At 28.9% G+C, this 15,749-nt stretch carries 16 protein-coding genes; 3 read left to right on the plus strand and 13 right to left on the minus strand.

Annotation, left to right across the window (positions count from 1 at the left end):
* Positions 1–134: 134 nt before the first annotated feature.
* Entirely contained in the window at positions 135–431 is a 297-nt protein-coding gene (locus Q8S45_RS01945; protein ID WP_305600745.1) for a DUF6702 family protein, read from the minus strand.
* A gap of 60 nt (positions 432–491) precedes the next feature.
* A complete protein-coding gene (locus Q8S45_RS01950; RefSeq protein ID WP_305600747.1) occupies positions 492–1,256 on the minus strand; it encodes a hypothetical protein in 765 nt (254 codons plus the stop codon).
* A 98-nt stretch (positions 1,257–1,354) separates the two neighbouring features.
* On the opposite strand from Q8S45_RS01950, the gene pepE reads away from it, so the two are divergent.
* Positions 1,355–2,062, plus strand: a complete 708-nt coding sequence (pepE, locus tag Q8S45_RS01955; protein WP_305600749.1) for a dipeptidase PepE — start codon at positions 1,355–1,357, stop codon at positions 2,060–2,062.
* Here the strand turns inward: pepE and Q8S45_RS01960 are convergent.
* From Q8S45_RS01960 to Q8S45_RS01995, 8 genes are all read right to left on the minus strand, one after another.
* On the minus strand, positions 2,054–2,761 hold the full coding sequence (locus Q8S45_RS01960; RefSeq protein WP_305600750.1) for a DUF4369 domain-containing protein: 708 nt from the start codon (positions 2,759–2,761) through the stop codon (positions 2,054–2,056). The genes pepE and Q8S45_RS01960 overlap by 9 nt on opposite strands.
* A 12-nt stretch (positions 2,762–2,773) precedes the next feature.
* Positions 2,774–3,916, minus strand: coding sequence for a 3,4-dihydroxy-2-butanone-4-phosphate synthase (ribB, locus tag Q8S45_RS01965; RefSeq protein ID WP_305600752.1), 1,143 nt, complete (start codon positions 3,914–3,916; stop codon positions 2,774–2,776).
* 7 nt (positions 3,917–3,923) lie between these two features.
* Complete coding sequence (locus Q8S45_RS01970) at positions 3,924–5,366, minus strand: LptF/LptG family permease (protein WP_305600754.1); 1,443 nt, start codon at positions 5,364–5,366, stop codon at positions 3,924–3,926.
* Positions 5,367–5,371: 5 nt separating this feature from the next.
* Positions 5,372–6,025: an outer membrane lipoprotein carrier protein LolA gene (locus tag Q8S45_RS01975; RefSeq protein WP_305600756.1), complete on the minus strand. Its 654-nt coding sequence runs from the start codon at positions 6,023–6,025 to the stop codon at positions 5,372–5,374.
* A 3-nt stretch (positions 6,026–6,028) separates the two neighbouring features.
* Complete coding sequence (locus Q8S45_RS01980; RefSeq protein ID WP_305600758.1) at positions 6,029–8,428, minus strand: DNA translocase FtsK; 2,400 nt, start codon at positions 8,426–8,428, stop codon at positions 6,029–6,031.
* 51 nt (positions 8,429–8,479) lie between these two features.
* Positions 8,480–8,848, minus strand: coding sequence for a diacylglycerol kinase (locus tag Q8S45_RS01985; RefSeq protein WP_305600760.1), 369 nt, complete (start codon positions 8,846–8,848; stop codon positions 8,480–8,482).
* A gap of 1 nt (position 8,849) precedes the next feature.
* Complete coding sequence (gene tpx, locus Q8S45_RS01990; protein ID WP_305600762.1) at positions 8,850–9,347, minus strand: thiol peroxidase; 498 nt, start codon at positions 9,345–9,347, stop codon at positions 8,850–8,852.
* Between the two features lie 94 nt (positions 9,348–9,441).
* Positions 9,442–10,074, minus strand: coding sequence for a peroxiredoxin (locus tag Q8S45_RS01995; protein ID WP_305600764.1), 633 nt, complete (start codon positions 10,072–10,074; stop codon positions 9,442–9,444).
* 181 nt (positions 10,075–10,255) lie between these two features.
* Here Q8S45_RS01995 and Q8S45_RS02000 point away from each other — a divergent pair, with 181 nt between their 5' ends.
* Entirely contained in the window at positions 10,256–11,614 is a 1,359-nt protein-coding gene (locus Q8S45_RS02000; protein ID WP_305600765.1) for an MATE family efflux transporter, read from the plus strand.
* Positions 11,601–11,831: a hypothetical protein gene (locus Q8S45_RS02005; protein WP_305600767.1), complete on the plus strand. Its 231-nt coding sequence runs from the start codon at positions 11,601–11,603 to the stop codon at positions 11,829–11,831. Before Q8S45_RS02000 ends, Q8S45_RS02005 begins: the two co-directional genes overlap by 14 nt.
* Before the next feature lie 3 nt (positions 11,832–11,834).
* Here Q8S45_RS02005 and Q8S45_RS02010 read toward each other — a convergent pair whose 3' ends face one another.
* From Q8S45_RS02010 to Q8S45_RS02020, 3 genes are all read right to left on the minus strand, one after another.
* Positions 11,835–12,347 (minus strand): hypothetical protein, encoded by a 513-nt coding sequence (locus tag Q8S45_RS02010; protein ID WP_305600769.1) that lies wholly within the window; start codon positions 12,345–12,347, stop codon positions 11,835–11,837.
* Positions 12,348–12,355: 8 nt separating this feature from the next.
* Positions 12,356–13,243 (minus strand): OmpA family protein, encoded by an 888-nt coding sequence (locus Q8S45_RS02015; protein ID WP_305600771.1) that lies wholly within the window; start codon positions 13,241–13,243, stop codon positions 12,356–12,358.
* An 86-nt stretch (positions 13,244–13,329) separates the two neighbouring features.
* The gene (locus Q8S45_RS02020; RefSeq protein ID WP_305600773.1) at positions 13,330–15,534 is read right to left on the minus strand and encodes a DNA mismatch repair protein MutS; all 2,205 of its coding nucleotides are present in this window, start codon (positions 15,532–15,534) and stop codon (positions 13,330–13,332) included.
* Positions 15,535–15,749: the final 215 nt, after the last annotated feature.

Below are 15,749 nucleotides of genomic sequence, written 5' to 3' on the forward strand. Positions count from 1 at the left end.
TTTTGTCTCTTTCTTCTTTAAAATGAAGCCTACAAGATTCCTCGCTCCCAAAATTTGCTGTAAAACTGAATAAATTCATCGTTTTTTTTATCAAATATAACGCTTTTTTATTAATTATGGGTAATTACGGACAATCAAAAATTAAAATTATTGATATTGTTATTAAGCTTTATTTTAAGATGATTTTGAAGGTATTTTTGGAAATAAACATCGACATTATTTTTTTCAGTTTTTGTAGCAATATTTAATTTGGTTTTGTTTTGTTTATTTAGGGCAAGTTCTAAATCGTCTATAAATATACTAACTGTAATTTGAACAGTCTGTTGTTTTTTCACATACTCAACGTGGCAAATACTTACATACAGTTTATGAACGTTAAAAGCAAAAAGTAAAGAAATAATTGCTAAAAAAAATAAGTATTTAATTTTCATTGATTAACTTTTGAACGAAATAACAAAAATTATGCTAAAATTCATTGCCTTTAATTGATTTTAATTTTTTATTTGGTTATAAAGCTTACTTTCCTCAGCAATAATTTCAATTAATTCTAATAATTTTTTATCATAAAATAAGGCAACAACATTTCTATTTTCACAATAAGCTAAAAAATGATTTATGTTGTCTTCTGGAATTTTGAGTGTTTCAGTAAAATATCGAATTCCCAATCTTGATTTGATTAAATTAGGAAAATCTTTTTTCCGTTTTAATTCTCTTTTTTCTCTTTGTTCTGCTTCATAGGCAAAATCTGGAATTGTTGCTAATGGTGGCAATGGTGGAAAAAGTCCTGCAAAAGGAGCGTCTTTAAATCCTTTGTCTGGAGGTAATTCTTTATCCAAATCACTCAACTTAAAAACAAAACTATGTTTTAGAACTGTATCTTTTGGAGTTAAATGGATATCAGCTGATAAAGTGCCAATTAAACCTTTTAAAAAAATTTCTTTTAAATTGGTTGTTGAAGAAATTAAATGTATTTCTATGTAATTTGCTTGAATGTGATTTTTGGTAATCAATATTTTCTTGATTTCAAATTCAATAGAAGAAAAAAGTAAGGTGTCATTTAATTTAACAGGAATTTCAAATTCACCACGCGCATAGCTAATAGTTCCAAAACTGCTATTCAAATTTACAATATGAACACTAATTGCTGGGTTTTTAGAACTAAATATTTTACCTTCAATAAGAATTCTTTTTTCCTGTGAATTTGCATTGAAAAATATTATAAAACCAATAAAAATTGAAAGTAATTTTATTTTCATTTATTCAAAGTTCGGATTTGAATTCTTAATAAAATATTAATGCTGTAATAATATTTTGTTAAAGATTTTTAATGATTAAATTTGATAAAAATATATAAATGAAGAATTTAATTTTAGCCAGTACATCAACTGTTCATGGAAAGGCTTATTTAGAATACATATTACCTGAATTATCACTTTTTTTTAAAGGAATTAAAGAAATATTGTTTATCCCTTATGCAAGACCGAGTGGATTGAGTTATGAAGATTACACCGAAAAGGTTAAAAGTAGTTTTTCTAAAATAAATATTAATGTAAAAGGAATCCACGAATTTAAAAATCCTATTGATGCAGTAAATAATGCTAAGGCAATATTTACTGGTGGCGGAAATACGTTTTTATTGGTTAAAACTTTATATGAGTATAAATTAATAACTGCTATAAAAAATGTGGTTGAAAACGGTGTTTTATATTTTGGAACTAGTGCTGGGAGCAACATTGCAGGTTTAACAATTCAAACTACCAATGATATGCCAATAGTGTATCCACCAAGTTTTAATACACTTGGATTAATAAATTTTAATTTGAATCCACATTATTTAGATCCAGATGTAAATTCTACACATATGGGCGAAACTAGAGAAACTAGAATTAATGAGTTTCATACCTTAAATTCATTGCCGGTAATTGGTTTAAGAGAAGGAAGTTGGTTATTTGTTAATGATACAAAAATTGTTTTGAAAGGTACGCTACCTGCTCGTTTATTTTTACCGAATAAACCAGCAATTGAAGTACAACCAGACACTGATTTAAGTTTTTTAATTTAGCTTTAAAGTAATTGCAATAAATTGAGAATCAGGACTTTCTTTAACTTCTGAAGATAGTAATTTATATAATTCTTTTATTTTAAAAGTGTCTACTTGAGAAACCTTTAATTGATCTCTTAAAATCATTGCTGAGACAAAGGAATTATTATTTTCTATTATAAATTTATAAGTAAAAGTTTCAAATTCTTTTTCAATATTTTTTATTTCTAATCCAATTTCTTTTAAGCGTTGATCATTATTTTCTAATCGTGCTTTTTGAAAATGTGGATATAAATAATCTATTTTTTTAAAAATCTCTTTAGCTGCATTTCTATATTGTTGAAGTGTATTATTTAGAGAAGAATTTTCAATAATTGGTTCAGGTATATTTTCAGAAATTAATGATATCGAAAAATTTGTATTTTCAAGTACTAAAAGAGAAAATTCAGATGAATTATTAAAAGTAAGAGCATAACGCTCTGGATATAAGATACTTCCTATAAATATAAAAGTATTGTTTATTATTTTGGTAGAATCTACAGCATAAAATCCATTTTCAACTAGTTGATTTAAATAGACATAGGTTGAACTAGTTTGATCAATTTTTCCTTTTAATTCAAATTCTTTTTGAAACGAAGTTTTAGCTTCTTTTAAGGTTCCTTTTGATTCACATCCAATAAAAAATGCAGCAGCTAATAAAACAATAATTAGTTGTTTCAAATTATACTTTTTTTAATAATTTACATAATTAATAATTTCTAATCCATAGCCTGTCATCCCAATTCTTTTAGTAAAAGATCCTGAATTAGACAACACTTTTAATTTTGAAATTTTTAAATCGTGTAAAATTTGAGCTCCAATTCCAAAATCCTTGTCATCTGGTTTAATTTGTGGAACTTTATTTTTAACTTCTTTTTGAGATTCTTTTAATAACGATAACCTGTTTATCAAATTAAAAGACTGATTTTCTTGACTTATAAAAACCACAGCTCCTTTGCCCTCATCATTAATAAGTTTAAATATTTTTGAAAATGAATCATCTGGCGAGGTAGTTAATAGCCTTATTATATCATTATTAATTAATGAGGAATTAACTCTTACCAAAACGGGTTCATCATATTCCCATTCACCTTTAGTAAGCGCAATATGTACTTGTTTATTGGTAGTTTGTTTGTATGCTTTTAATTGAAAGGCTCCAAATCTGGTTTGAATTGTAAAATCTTCAATTTTATCAATTAATGAATCGTATTTCATACGGTATGCCACTAAATTTTCAATTGAAATAATTTTTAAATTGAATTTTTTTGCAACTTCTAATAATTGCGGTAATCTAGCCATAGAACCATCTTCATTCAATATTTCAACTAGTATTCCTGCTGGTTGAAAACCTGCTAAACGTGCAAGATCAATGGAGGCTTCTGTATGCCCAGTTCTTCTTAAAACACCACCTAGTTTAGCAATAAGAGGAAATATGTGGCCTGGTCTTCCAAAATCTTCCGGATTTGTTTGTGGGTTTGTAATTGCTTTAATAGTTTTGGCCCTGTCGTGAACAGAAATTCCAGTGGTACAACCATTTCCAATTAAATCAATAGAAACAGTAAATTGAGTATTATGTAATACGGTGTTTTTATTAACCATTAAAGGTAAATCTAATTCGCGGCAGCGTTTTTCGGTTAACGGGGCACAAATTAAACCTCGACCGTGTTTAGCCATAAAATTGATCATTTCGGGTGTAACACATTCTGCAGCTGCAATAAAATCGCCTTCGTTTTCTCTATCTTCATCATCCACAACAATTATAATTTTACCATTTTTAATATCTTCAATGGCTTCTTGAATGGTGTTTAATTTAATATTATTAGTTGCAATCTCCATGAACCTATCAAGTTATTTTTTTAGTTAAATGATTAAAAAACTTTTGTACATTTTCCATAGCATTATCTATATTAAATATACCCATTCCTAGCGTTGCCCTTCGAGTAAGCAATAGTCCGAATGGCAATAAAATTAAAGTGGAAAGCCAACTACCAAAAGATGCTGAAATAGCACTTTCTTCAGCTAAATTTTTGCCCAATTGTGAGATGAAAAAATAGATGACAAAAATTGTTATGGCCATAATCATTGGTAATCCAAAACCTCCTTTTCTTATAATTGATCCTAATGGGGCTCCAATAAAGAACAGAACCAAACAAGCCAATGAAAACGAAACCCTATAAAAGAATTCATAATCATACAAATTCAATAATTTGCGTTGTTCTTTGAAGCTGATTTTTTGGTTTTGATTTCTATCTATACTTCTTTTTAACATTAGGATTGCCTCATTCAAAACAATAGTTTTATTTCCTAAGTCAAAATTATTTAGAATTTCTTTATCAAGTTTTGGATCCATAAGAGAATCATTGTATTTGTGTAATTTTGAAGCATTAATAATGTTATAAAAATTGTTTGCTTGGTTTTGTACAAGCACATCATATTGAATTTTTGTTTGATCGGAAATTGAGTCTAGTTGGTTGATACTTAACATCCCGTGATGTTCTTTTATTCGTTCATCATTTAAATTATCAGCATCATTAAAAGATGAAATATCAATGTTTATTACATAAGTTTTAAAAATTGCGTTTGAAGCTGGCATTTTTGCGCGTTGATCAGGAAGCATTGATCTTTGAGAATGCTCTTCATAATAATTTCCGTTTTCTAGCGTTAAGGTCATATATTTACTCCCTTCTTCGGTGGAAATGGTTCCTTTTTCCGCAGTAATTACTTTTATTTTTCCTTTTGAAGCACTTAAATCTGCAATTTGAATATTTTTAAGTAAGTTTTCCTCCTTGCCATATTTTTCTTCAAACTTTAAACTATAGCCTGGGATATCTGTGTTAAAACTACCAGGAACCAAAGCTAAGGCAGGTTTTTTCTTCTTCATATTTAAATACAAATTCTTTTGCTTTAAAGTAGCCCAAGGATAAACATTGTTTAAAAAAACAAAATTTAATGCACTTAATAAAAGAGTTAAAATAATCAATGGTCGAATAACTCTTTTTAAAGAAATTCCGGCAGATTTAATGGCAGCAAACTCATAATTCTCAGCCAAAGTACCCAGTGCCATAATAGATGACAATAAAATTCCAATGGGTAGGGCAGTGGGAGTTAATATAAGAGCAAGATATCCTAAGAATTTTAAGATAAAAAACAAATCGATTCCTTTTCCTGCAATTTCGTCAAAGGCTAACCATAGTGCTTGCATAACCAACACAAAAAGAACTACAAAAAATGTAGCTAAAAAAGGTTGTAAGAAACTTTTTAAAATGTATTTATCAAATAATTTCAAGACTATTATTTAGGTTCAGAGATGGTATATTTTTTCTGATTCTTATATTTTACCGTGTCAAAGATAAACAGGTTATTTGAAATAGGCTGGTTAGTTTTGAAAGTTCTTATTTCCAATGTTGTTGTAGTTTTATTTTTTCCGGTTTCTATAATGTTAAAAAGATGTTTTGTTCTAATGTCTATACCAACTAAAATACTGGAAATATCAGATTTACTATCTATTGGAATTAGTTTAACATACTGAATTTTAACTCCTTTTATAGTTTTTAATTCGTCCATTTTATAACTAAACCCTTTTTTGTAGAATGAGAATATTTTAGATGGTGTTAGTGCATTATCTTCTGTTGCTGAGGGTTTTTGAATAATTACTTCTTCATCTTCATGTATAATTAAATATACCTTTTTTCCATCGAATAATTGTTCAGTTCCCATGTAACTAAAATGATACAAATCTCCTTTCAAGGTAATATCTCCGCGAGTTTGTTGATGTACATTGGCAACTGAATTATCTAGTTTATGATCAAATTCAATTGAAATGTTATTGTAAGTTTGAACTTTTTCCGCAACTTCATCTAATAAAGCTTTTGCACTTGCAGCACTTTGACTATAGATTGAAGTGCTCATTATTGATAATACTACTAGTACTATTAATTTTCTCATTGTTTAATTATTATTTGATTCGTTATCTAGTAATTGGTTTAATGCCATTTCATTTGGAATTAGTACCTGTCTAGCTTTACTCCCCTCAAAAGAACCTACAATTCCAGCAGCTTCTAATTGATCTATTAATCGACCTGCTCTGTTATATCCTAATTTTAACTTTCGTTGCAATAAAGATGCTGATCCTTGCTGCGCATGAACAATTACTAAAGCAGCATCTCTAAAGAGCTGGTCTCTTTCGCTTATGTCCATATCAAGACTTGTGCCAATCTCGTCCCCAGTATACTCAGGTAGTAAGTATGCATTGGCGTAAGCTCTTTGAGAACCAATAAATTCAGTAATTTTTTCGACTTCAGGGGTATCTACAAATGCACATTGTATTCGTATAAGGTTATTTCCTCCAGCAAATAACATATCACCTTTACCAATTAATTGATCAGCTCCTGAAGCATCTAATATTGTTCTAGAATCTATTTTAGACATTACTCTAAATGCTGCACGTGCTGGAAAATTTGCTTTTATAATACCTGTTATCACGTTAACAGAAGGGCGTTGTGTAGCAACAATTAAATGAATTCCAATTGCTCTAGCCAATTGCGCCAAACGAGCAATAGGAGTTTCTACTTCCTTACCAGCAGTCATTATAAGGTCAGCAAACTCATCAATTATTAAAACTATATAAGGCAAAAACTTATGTCCGTCATTAGGGTTTAGTTTTCGCTCTTTAAATTTTGTATTGTATTCTTTAATATTTCTTACAAAAGCTAATTTTAATAGATCATACCTGGCATCCATTTCTATACATAATGAATTTAAGGTATTAATAACTTTGGTAGTATCTGTAATAATGGCATCTTCATTATCTGGTAATTTTGCTAAATAATGACGTTCAATTTTGTTGAATAAGGTTAATTCAACCTTTTTAGGATCAACCAATACAAATTTAACTTCAGCAGGGTGTTTTTTATATAATAAGGAAGTTAAGACAGCGTTTAATCCAACCGATTTACCTTGTCCTGTAGCTCCTGCCATTAATAAATGGGGCATTTTAGCTAAATCTATTACAAATGTTTCATTAGAAATGGTTTTACCTAAAGCAATTGGCAATTCCATTTCTGAATTTTGGAATTTAATAGATGAAATAACCGATTTCATCGAAACCATTGTAGGCTTTTTGTTTGGAACTTCAATTCCAATAGTACCTTTTCCTGGAATAGGAGCAATAATACGAATTCCTAAAGCAGATAAAGATAAGGCAATGTCGTCTTCTAAATTCTTAATTTTCGAAATTCGAATTCCTGCTTCTGGAACAATTTCATACAAAGTCACAGAAGGTCCAACAGTAGCTTTTATCTGGTCGATTCCAATTTTATAATTGTTTAAAGTTTCAACAATTTTATTTTTGTGAGCTTCTAATTCTTCTTGATCTACAGAAATACTTTCGTTATAATCTTTTAAAAGGTTTAACGTAGGAAACTTGTAATTGCTTAGTTCTAAAGTAGGGTCAAATTCACCAAAATCTTTAACTAATTGATCAGATAAATTTTCTTCAACATGGTTTTCTTCAACGATAGTTTCCACTGCTATTTTTACATTTTCTTGATGGCTAAATGTGTTAAGCTCAAGGTCTAATTCTTTATCTGATTTATCTTCAGTATTGATATTTGAATTAGGTAAATTACTAAAATTTTTAGTAATTGGTTGAGGATTTAAGGTTGAAAGGTTAAAATCAGATTTTATTTCTGGATTTGAACTAACATCTTCTAAAATTTCTGGACCGTTGATTAGAGTGTCATCAAGTGTAACTTTTCCTTTAGAACTATCTATACTTTCTTTAATTCCTTCTGGAGTAAATTTAAATCTAACGACTAAATAGGAAAGAAATAAAAATCCTAAAGATAAAAGTAACCCCGTTTTCCCCAAAAACTGACTTAAATAACTATTCAATTCAAAACCTACAACTCCTGGTAATAAAGTATTGAATTTTTGTAAAAAACCTAGGGAAATTGAAACCCATAACATTCCTAAAATTCCCCATCCCCACGAATTTAAAATTTTACGAATACTCCTTTTTAAAAAAATATAAAGACCAGTAAAAAAAAGTAAAAAAGGAAAGTAAAGTGTAATCACACCAAAACCATTATATATAAAAGCGTGGCTTAAACTTGCACCAATTTTTCCAAGTAAATTATTGACGGTTACTTTATTATCTGTGAAATTTGTGAGCTGACTTTGATCTTGCTCCCAATTGAGTAAATAGGAAATAAAGGAAGACAACAAGAAAATTGAGAATGCCATAATAAACAAACCAAAAAGAATTTGTGCTTGCCTGCCACTCAAAAAAGATTTTTTTTGAGAATCAGAATTTGATGTGTTTTTAGTTAAAGGTTTTTTGCCAGCCATTTATTTAAATATTCACAAAAATATAAAATTAATGCTATTGAGTTAAAATTACTAAATAAATTTAGGAATGTAAATTATGAATCCAATGATAATGGCTATTAACGCTGCGAAAAATGCAGCTCCGGCTCCAATATCTTTTATAGTGCCAATTTTTTTATGATATTCTGGATGAATAAAATCTGCCATTTTCTCTATTGCTGTATTTAAAGCTTCTGCTACTAAAACAAGGCCAATTGCAAAAAATTGAAACATCCATTCAGTAGCAGAAATTTTCATTATAAAGCCAAGAATAGTCATAATAAAACCAATTATCAGCTGTGTAATTATACTATGTTCTGAAGTAATTAATATCCAAAAACCTTTAAAAGCATAGGTTACTGCCTTTATTCGATTCTTTATAAAATTACTTTCAGATTGCATTTTAAAGAGCTTTTAATGCAGCTTCATAATTCGGTTCATCAACAATTTCAGGAACTTGTTCGGTATAAGTTACAATTCCTTTTTCATCAATAACTACAATAGCTCTTGAATGTAAATTAGCTAATGGACCATCTTCAATAGTTACACCATATTCTTTTCCAAATTTACCTTTTGCAAAATCAGATAATGTAATTACATTTTCCAAACCTTCAGCTCCGCAAAAACGAGCTTGTGCAAATGGTAAATCTCTTGAAATGCATAATACTTTTGTATTTTCTAATTCACTAGCTTCTTTGTTGAATCTTCTAACTGAAGCAGCGCAAGTACCAGTATCTAAACTTGGAAAAATATTTAAAATTAATTTAGAACCAGCAAATTCTTTCGATTTAACAACAGATAAATCTGATTTTACTAATTTAAATTTAGGTGCTTTTTTTCCAACTTTTGGTAATTTCCCAATAGTACTAATTGGGTTTCCTTTTAAAGTTATTTTTGCCATAATTTGAATTTTTAGTTTTAAGTTAACAAAGGTAGTTTAAATGACAAAAACTCTCGAAATAAATCGAGAGTTTTTAGTTTTATTTAAAAATAAATTAATTTTTAGATAGGTAATCGGCTATACCTTCATGGGTTGCTTTTAAACCATCCTTCTCTTTGCTCCAGTTTGCTGGACAAGCTTCTCCATGCTCTTCGGTAAATTGTAATGCATCTACCATACGCAAAGCTTCATCAACATTTCTTCCCAAAGGTAAATCGTTTACAACTTGATGACGAACAACACCTGATTTATCGATTAGAAATAATCCACGGTATGCAATTAATTCCCCATCAGCCTGTAATTGATCATCTTCATCATAAAAATAATCGCCAGCTAAAACATCGTAATTTTTTGAAATTGTTTTATTGGTATCTGCTACAAGAGGATACGTAATTCCTTGAATACCACCATTGTTTTTAGGCATTTGTAACCAACCCCAATGAGATTGCTCTGTATCTGTTGAAACTGCAATTAATTGAACATTTCTTTTTTCAAATTCTCCTAATTTTTCTTGAAAAGCAAATAATTCGGTTGGGCACACAAATGTAAAGTCTTTTGGATAAAAGAATAAGACAACATATTTTTCTTCTTCAAATTGTTCAAGAGAAAAGTCTGTTACAAATTCTCCTCCATTTACTACTGCTTGTGCAGTGAAATTTGGTGCTTTTTTACCAACTAATACAGCCATTTTTATATATTTTAAGTGTGAATACTAATTTAATTCTGACTACAAAAATACAACTTAAAACTTGTTATTCTAGTAGACCTAATTTTATATTTTTATGCTGAAATAGATTTTTTTTATTGCAATTAGATGTTTAATTACCTAAATTAAAACGTGTATCTTCGCAAATTAAAAATTCTCAATTTTGAATTTATCAAACTATACTTCTGAGTTTAAAAACAATTTAAAACTTGCAACACCTGTAATGATGGGCTCTTTAGGTCATTTGACGGTTGGTTTGATAGATGATATAATGGTTGGCAGGCTTGGTGCAGTACAATTAGCAGCAACTTCATTAGGAAATAGTTTGGTTTTTATTGCACTTTCTATTGGTCTTGGATTTTCTTTTGCTATTACTCCACTTATTGCAGAATCCGATGGAAAAGGTGATGAAGAAAAGGGACGTAGTGTTTTTCAACATGGGTTGATTTTAACCACTATTTTGGGTGTTGTAATGTTTATAATGCTTTTATTGTTAAAGCCTATATTATATCATTTAGATCAACCTCAAGAAGTAGTAGTATTAGCTATTCCTTATTATGAAATTGTTTCTCTCTCAATGATTCCTTTAATGATATTTCAGGGATTCAAACAATTTACTGATGGACTCTCACAAACTAAATACGCAATGTGGGCTACTATCTTAACAAATGTTGTTAACGTTGTTTTAAATTTTGCATTAATTTATGGTTTATGGATATTTCCAAGACTTGAAATTGTTGGAGCAGCCTATGGAACATTAATTTCTCGAATTGTAATGGTAGTATTTCTTTATTATGTTTTAAAAAATAGAGAAAAATTTAACGTATTCATGAATTTGCTCAAGTTGGCTGAGATTAAAAAAAGTATATTCAAAAAAATTATTAACCTTGGTTTACCTACAGCTTTACAAATGCTTTTTGAAGTTGGGTTATTTACAGCATCGGTGATATTGGCTGGTACTTTTGGGGCATATGCTCAAGCTGCAAATCAAATTGCATTAAAACTAGCTTCTACCACATTTATGTTAGCTGTTGGAATAGGTGTGGCCGCAACTGTAAGAATTGGAAACCAAAAAGGATTAAATAATTATGTTGAACTGAGAAGAATTGCATTTTCAAATTTCTTACTAATTTTGATTATAATGTCTATTTTTACAGTTGGTTTTATAGCCTTAAAAGATATTTTACCATGGGCATTTACTGATAATTTGGTTGTGATTAGCATTGCCTCAAATTTACTTATAATTGCAGCAATTTTTCAATTATCTGATGGGTTACAGGCAGTTATTTTGGGAGGACTAAGAGGTTTACAAGATGTAAATATTCCTTCTATTATTACATTTATTGCCTATTGGATTATTGGTTTTCCTATATGTTATTACTTAGGCACTACGTTGAATTACGGACCAGTTGGTATTTGGCTTGGGCTTTTAACGGCACTTACAAGTTCTGCACTTATGCTTTTTATAAGATTTAATTATTTATCGAATAAATTAATACTAGAAAAAAATGGAATTACCTAAATTTTTAATGGGAGACAATACTGATTTTGCAAATGATATATTTGTTATTCATACAGAGTTTCCAAGATTTATTATAAACCTAGTTAATGATGAAATTGAATGGTTTGAAGATTTTGAAGGAACTGATGAAGAAGAGTTAACCACTGAAGTAGCCGTTCTAATTGAAAGTGCCTCTCAATTTTATGATAGGGAAATGGAACGTTACCAAGAAGATTAATTTTTATTTTTTTTCTATTTGTTGAATCAATTGAAACGCTTGGCCAACCCAGTCGTCTCTTTCAATTCTGCCAGGAAAAAATTTAAGTAACTCGGTAATTTTATCAATATCGGAACTTCTTAAATTGCTAATTTGGGCAAATGTAAAAATGCCAATACTATTTAATTTGGATTCTATTTTTTTACCAATTCCATTAATTTCTAATAAGTTGTTTTTGGTTGTTTCATCGGCATATCCAATATAATTAAAATCAAGACCTTCGTTTAGATGAAACTCATTTTCCATTTTTAGAGATTCTCTTCCACCTCGTTCAAACGTTTTTGTGGCTCTAATTTTACTTTCGTCCACTTCAACTATAGCTTCATCATAGGATTCTAGATTGTATGGGTCACTTTCTTCCTTTTTTGGATTTGCAGCATGCCCAAAATATAAGCCAATTAAAAATGCACCTATCAACCAAAATAATAATTCTATTAAATGTGTGAAGGTTTCGTTTGAAAAAATGGATAACAACATTATAATTATTATTTAATTACTATTTCAATTCGTGTGTTTATATTTCTATTTTCGTCAGTATCATTTGGAACAATTGGGCTGAATGGCCCTTTCGTATAGATATAAATATTATCAATTGTACCAACATTTTGCTCAATCAAGTACTCCTTTAACAAAAGTGCGTTTTGTAATCCAATTTTAAGATTTGTATCTGTGCTTCCAACCTTAGCACTATGACCTCTTAAAATGATTGATTTACCCGGGTTTTTACGAACATAATGTTGAAGATAATTTGAATACTCCTTAAGTATTACGTCGTTTTTCCAATTAATAGAATTAAAATCTGGGCGCAAATATCTTGCAGTTAATTTATGCTCTATACTATCTATTATTTTTTGAGATCTATCAACCAATTTAAATCTAACGCCATTAATAGCCTGCATTTGTTCGTTAAATTGAAAATCCAAAGGTTTTCCAAAAATTTTAATTTGTTTTGAATTTATTCCTAATTGAACCAATTCACTTTTAACTTGATTTGCTCTATTTACGCCAAGGTTATTAACTAATAAAGCGTTAATTTCTTCTTCTGAAAACAATCCAAAAATATGAATTTCTTTTTCGTAATTAGTTGTTAATAAAGAAGTAAGCGTATCTTTAAGGGACTCTATTTTTGATATACTCGTAACTGTTGAGTCGTTTTTTGTAATAGTAAATCCATTTTTAAATTTTATAAGTGTATCTGTTTTATAACTAATAAATACAGAAGGATTCAGTTGAATTTTTGGACCTTCATTAATGAAATTTGTTTCTTTTATACTACAATTTTCAGCATAATTTATGGTCACAAAATAATGAAATAACAACGCTGAAGATGCCCACATTGAAAAAATAACAAATGCCTTTTTAAGAGACTGCATGCGCTTTAATTAAGATGTTAAATTTAATATTATTTTTTAGTTGTTACAAATCTATTTACAGTGTGTGTAAAAAGCTATTTCAATTCTTACTTTTTGGCAGCATTAACAAGTTCTATATTAGTTAAAGTTGTTTTGGTTGTAAAAATCCCATAATTAATAAATACTACATTTTTTTCTAATTTATCTATAGAGCCTATTGCATTACTATCTATAATACGAACCTTGTCGTTAATTTTAAATTTATAATTTGATTTTTGTTTTTCAATTATTTTAGCCTCTGCATGTTTTTGAATTCTTACTTTTTTTACTTCGTGCAACACTTCAGTTTCGGTGGATTTTAATTTTTCTACTACCAACTTTTTTTCAACAGCTTGTTGTTTTTTCTCAACCTTTGTTATTGGTAAGGGTGGATTTTTTTTTAGGTATTTGCCTTTTTCTATCAGCACCCATTTATTAAATTCAGAAGTAAATATTTTTTTATTATTGGTTTGAAAATAGGAATTTATTAACTCGTTTATTTTTCGACCATAGGTTAGCATTTTTTGATTGCTATCATACAATTCTTGAAAACTTTCTAATTTATCTTGAATTTTCAATTGTTTTTCTGTTAATCTTTCTGATTTTTCAACAGCTTTGTGTTTTTCTTGTTCTAAAGTTTCAGTAGTTTTTGCAAGTTTAGTTCGTTCCTTTTGAAGATTTGAAATGGTTTTGTCTAACCTAATTTTTTCTGTTTCTACACGTTTTTTAGCCTTGTTAATAATGTTGAATGGAATTCCATTTTTTTGAGCAACTTCAAAAGTAAATGAGCTACCAGCTTGACCAATAAATAATTTAAATAGTGGTTCCAACGATTTTTCATCAAATTGCATATTTGCGTTTACCACATTCTCTAATTCATTTGCTAGTACTTTTAAATTAGCATAATGGGTAGTAATTATACCAAAAGCGCCTTTTGCATAAAACTCTTCTAAAAATATTTCGGCCAAGGCACCTCCTAATTCAGGATCACTGCCTGTTCCAAATTCATCAATTAAAAATAAGGTACTATCATTACATTTTTGTAAAAACTGACGCATATTTTTAAGACGGTAACTGTAAGTGCTAAGCTGATTTTCGATAGATTGATTATCTCCAATATCTGTCATTATTTTATCAAAAAAACAAGTTTCAGAGCGCTCGTGTACAGGAATTAGCATACCACTTTGCAACATAACTTGCAACAAGCCTATTGTTTTTAGCGTAATACTTTTTCCACCTGCATTTGGCCCAGAAATAACTATAATTTGTTGGTTTTGATCTAAAAGAATAGTTTGAGGAATTGTTTTTAGTTTTTTCTCGTTGTTTTTAACCAATAAAATAGGATGAAAAGCATCTTTTAGAAACAATTTTTTTTCAGTAGTTATTTTTGGTAAACAAGCATTTATAGATTTACCATACTTTGCTTTTGCGCCAATTATGTCCAATTTTATTAAATAATTTTGATAATCTTGTAAATAGGAATTGAAAATTCGTAATGAATTGGTAAGGGATTTTAAAATTCGAATGATTTCTTCGTGCTCATCAAACAACAAATTTTGTAGCTCACGGCTTAGCTGCAAGGTAACTTCGGGAGCAATAAACACAATACTTCCTGTTTTAGAACTACCTAATAAACTTCCTTTAACTTTACGTCGGTGCATTGCTAATACTGCTAAAACACGTTGGTTGTCAATTACAGACTCTCTAATATCATCTAAATATCCACTACTATTGTATTGACTTAAAGATTTAGTGAAGCTAGATCCTATTTTTGACCGAATAATTCCAATTTCCTTTCTTAATTCTTTCAATGTAAATGATGCATTTTCATCAACTTCGCCAAAAGAAGTTATTTTTTCATTTATAGAAGTTATTATTTGTTGATGAAGTTTAATATTTTCACAATTTTCAAACAGCCTTGGATAAATAATTTTGAATTTGTTTAAAAATTTCTGTAACTCCAATATTGTAGTTGCATTGTTTTTAATTTTTAAAAAAGAAGTAGGTTCTAAATAACTATTTTCAATATTTAATAAATGAATCTCTTTTTGAATATCGTCAAAATAATGACTTGGAATTCTATTTTCATTCTCAAATGAAGATGCATATTCATTTACTTGAACTATTTCAGGCATTAATAATTCTATATTTTTAAAAGGTCTAATTTTAAGTAAAGTATTTTTCCCTAGGTCGGAAATACAATACTCACTTGTTTTTTTTAAAACCGTTAAAAATTCTAAATCAATTAATGTCTTTTCCGAAATATATGCCATAAAAATGTTTCTGTTTTTGAGAACCACAAAAATACTAATAAAATTGGTTGTTGTTTTAATGTGAAGATTATTTGTTATTTTGATTGTCCGCAATTACCCATAATTAATAAAAAAGCGTTATATTTGATAAAAAAAACGATGAATTTATTCAGTTTTACAGCAAATTTTGGGAGCGAGGAATCTTGTAGGCTTCATTTTAAAGAAGAAAGAGACAA

The organism is Lutibacter sp. (assembly GCF_030692605.1).
In the GTDB taxonomy this organism is placed as follows: domain Bacteria; phylum Bacteroidota; class Bacteroidia; order Flavobacteriales; family Flavobacteriaceae; genus Lutibacter.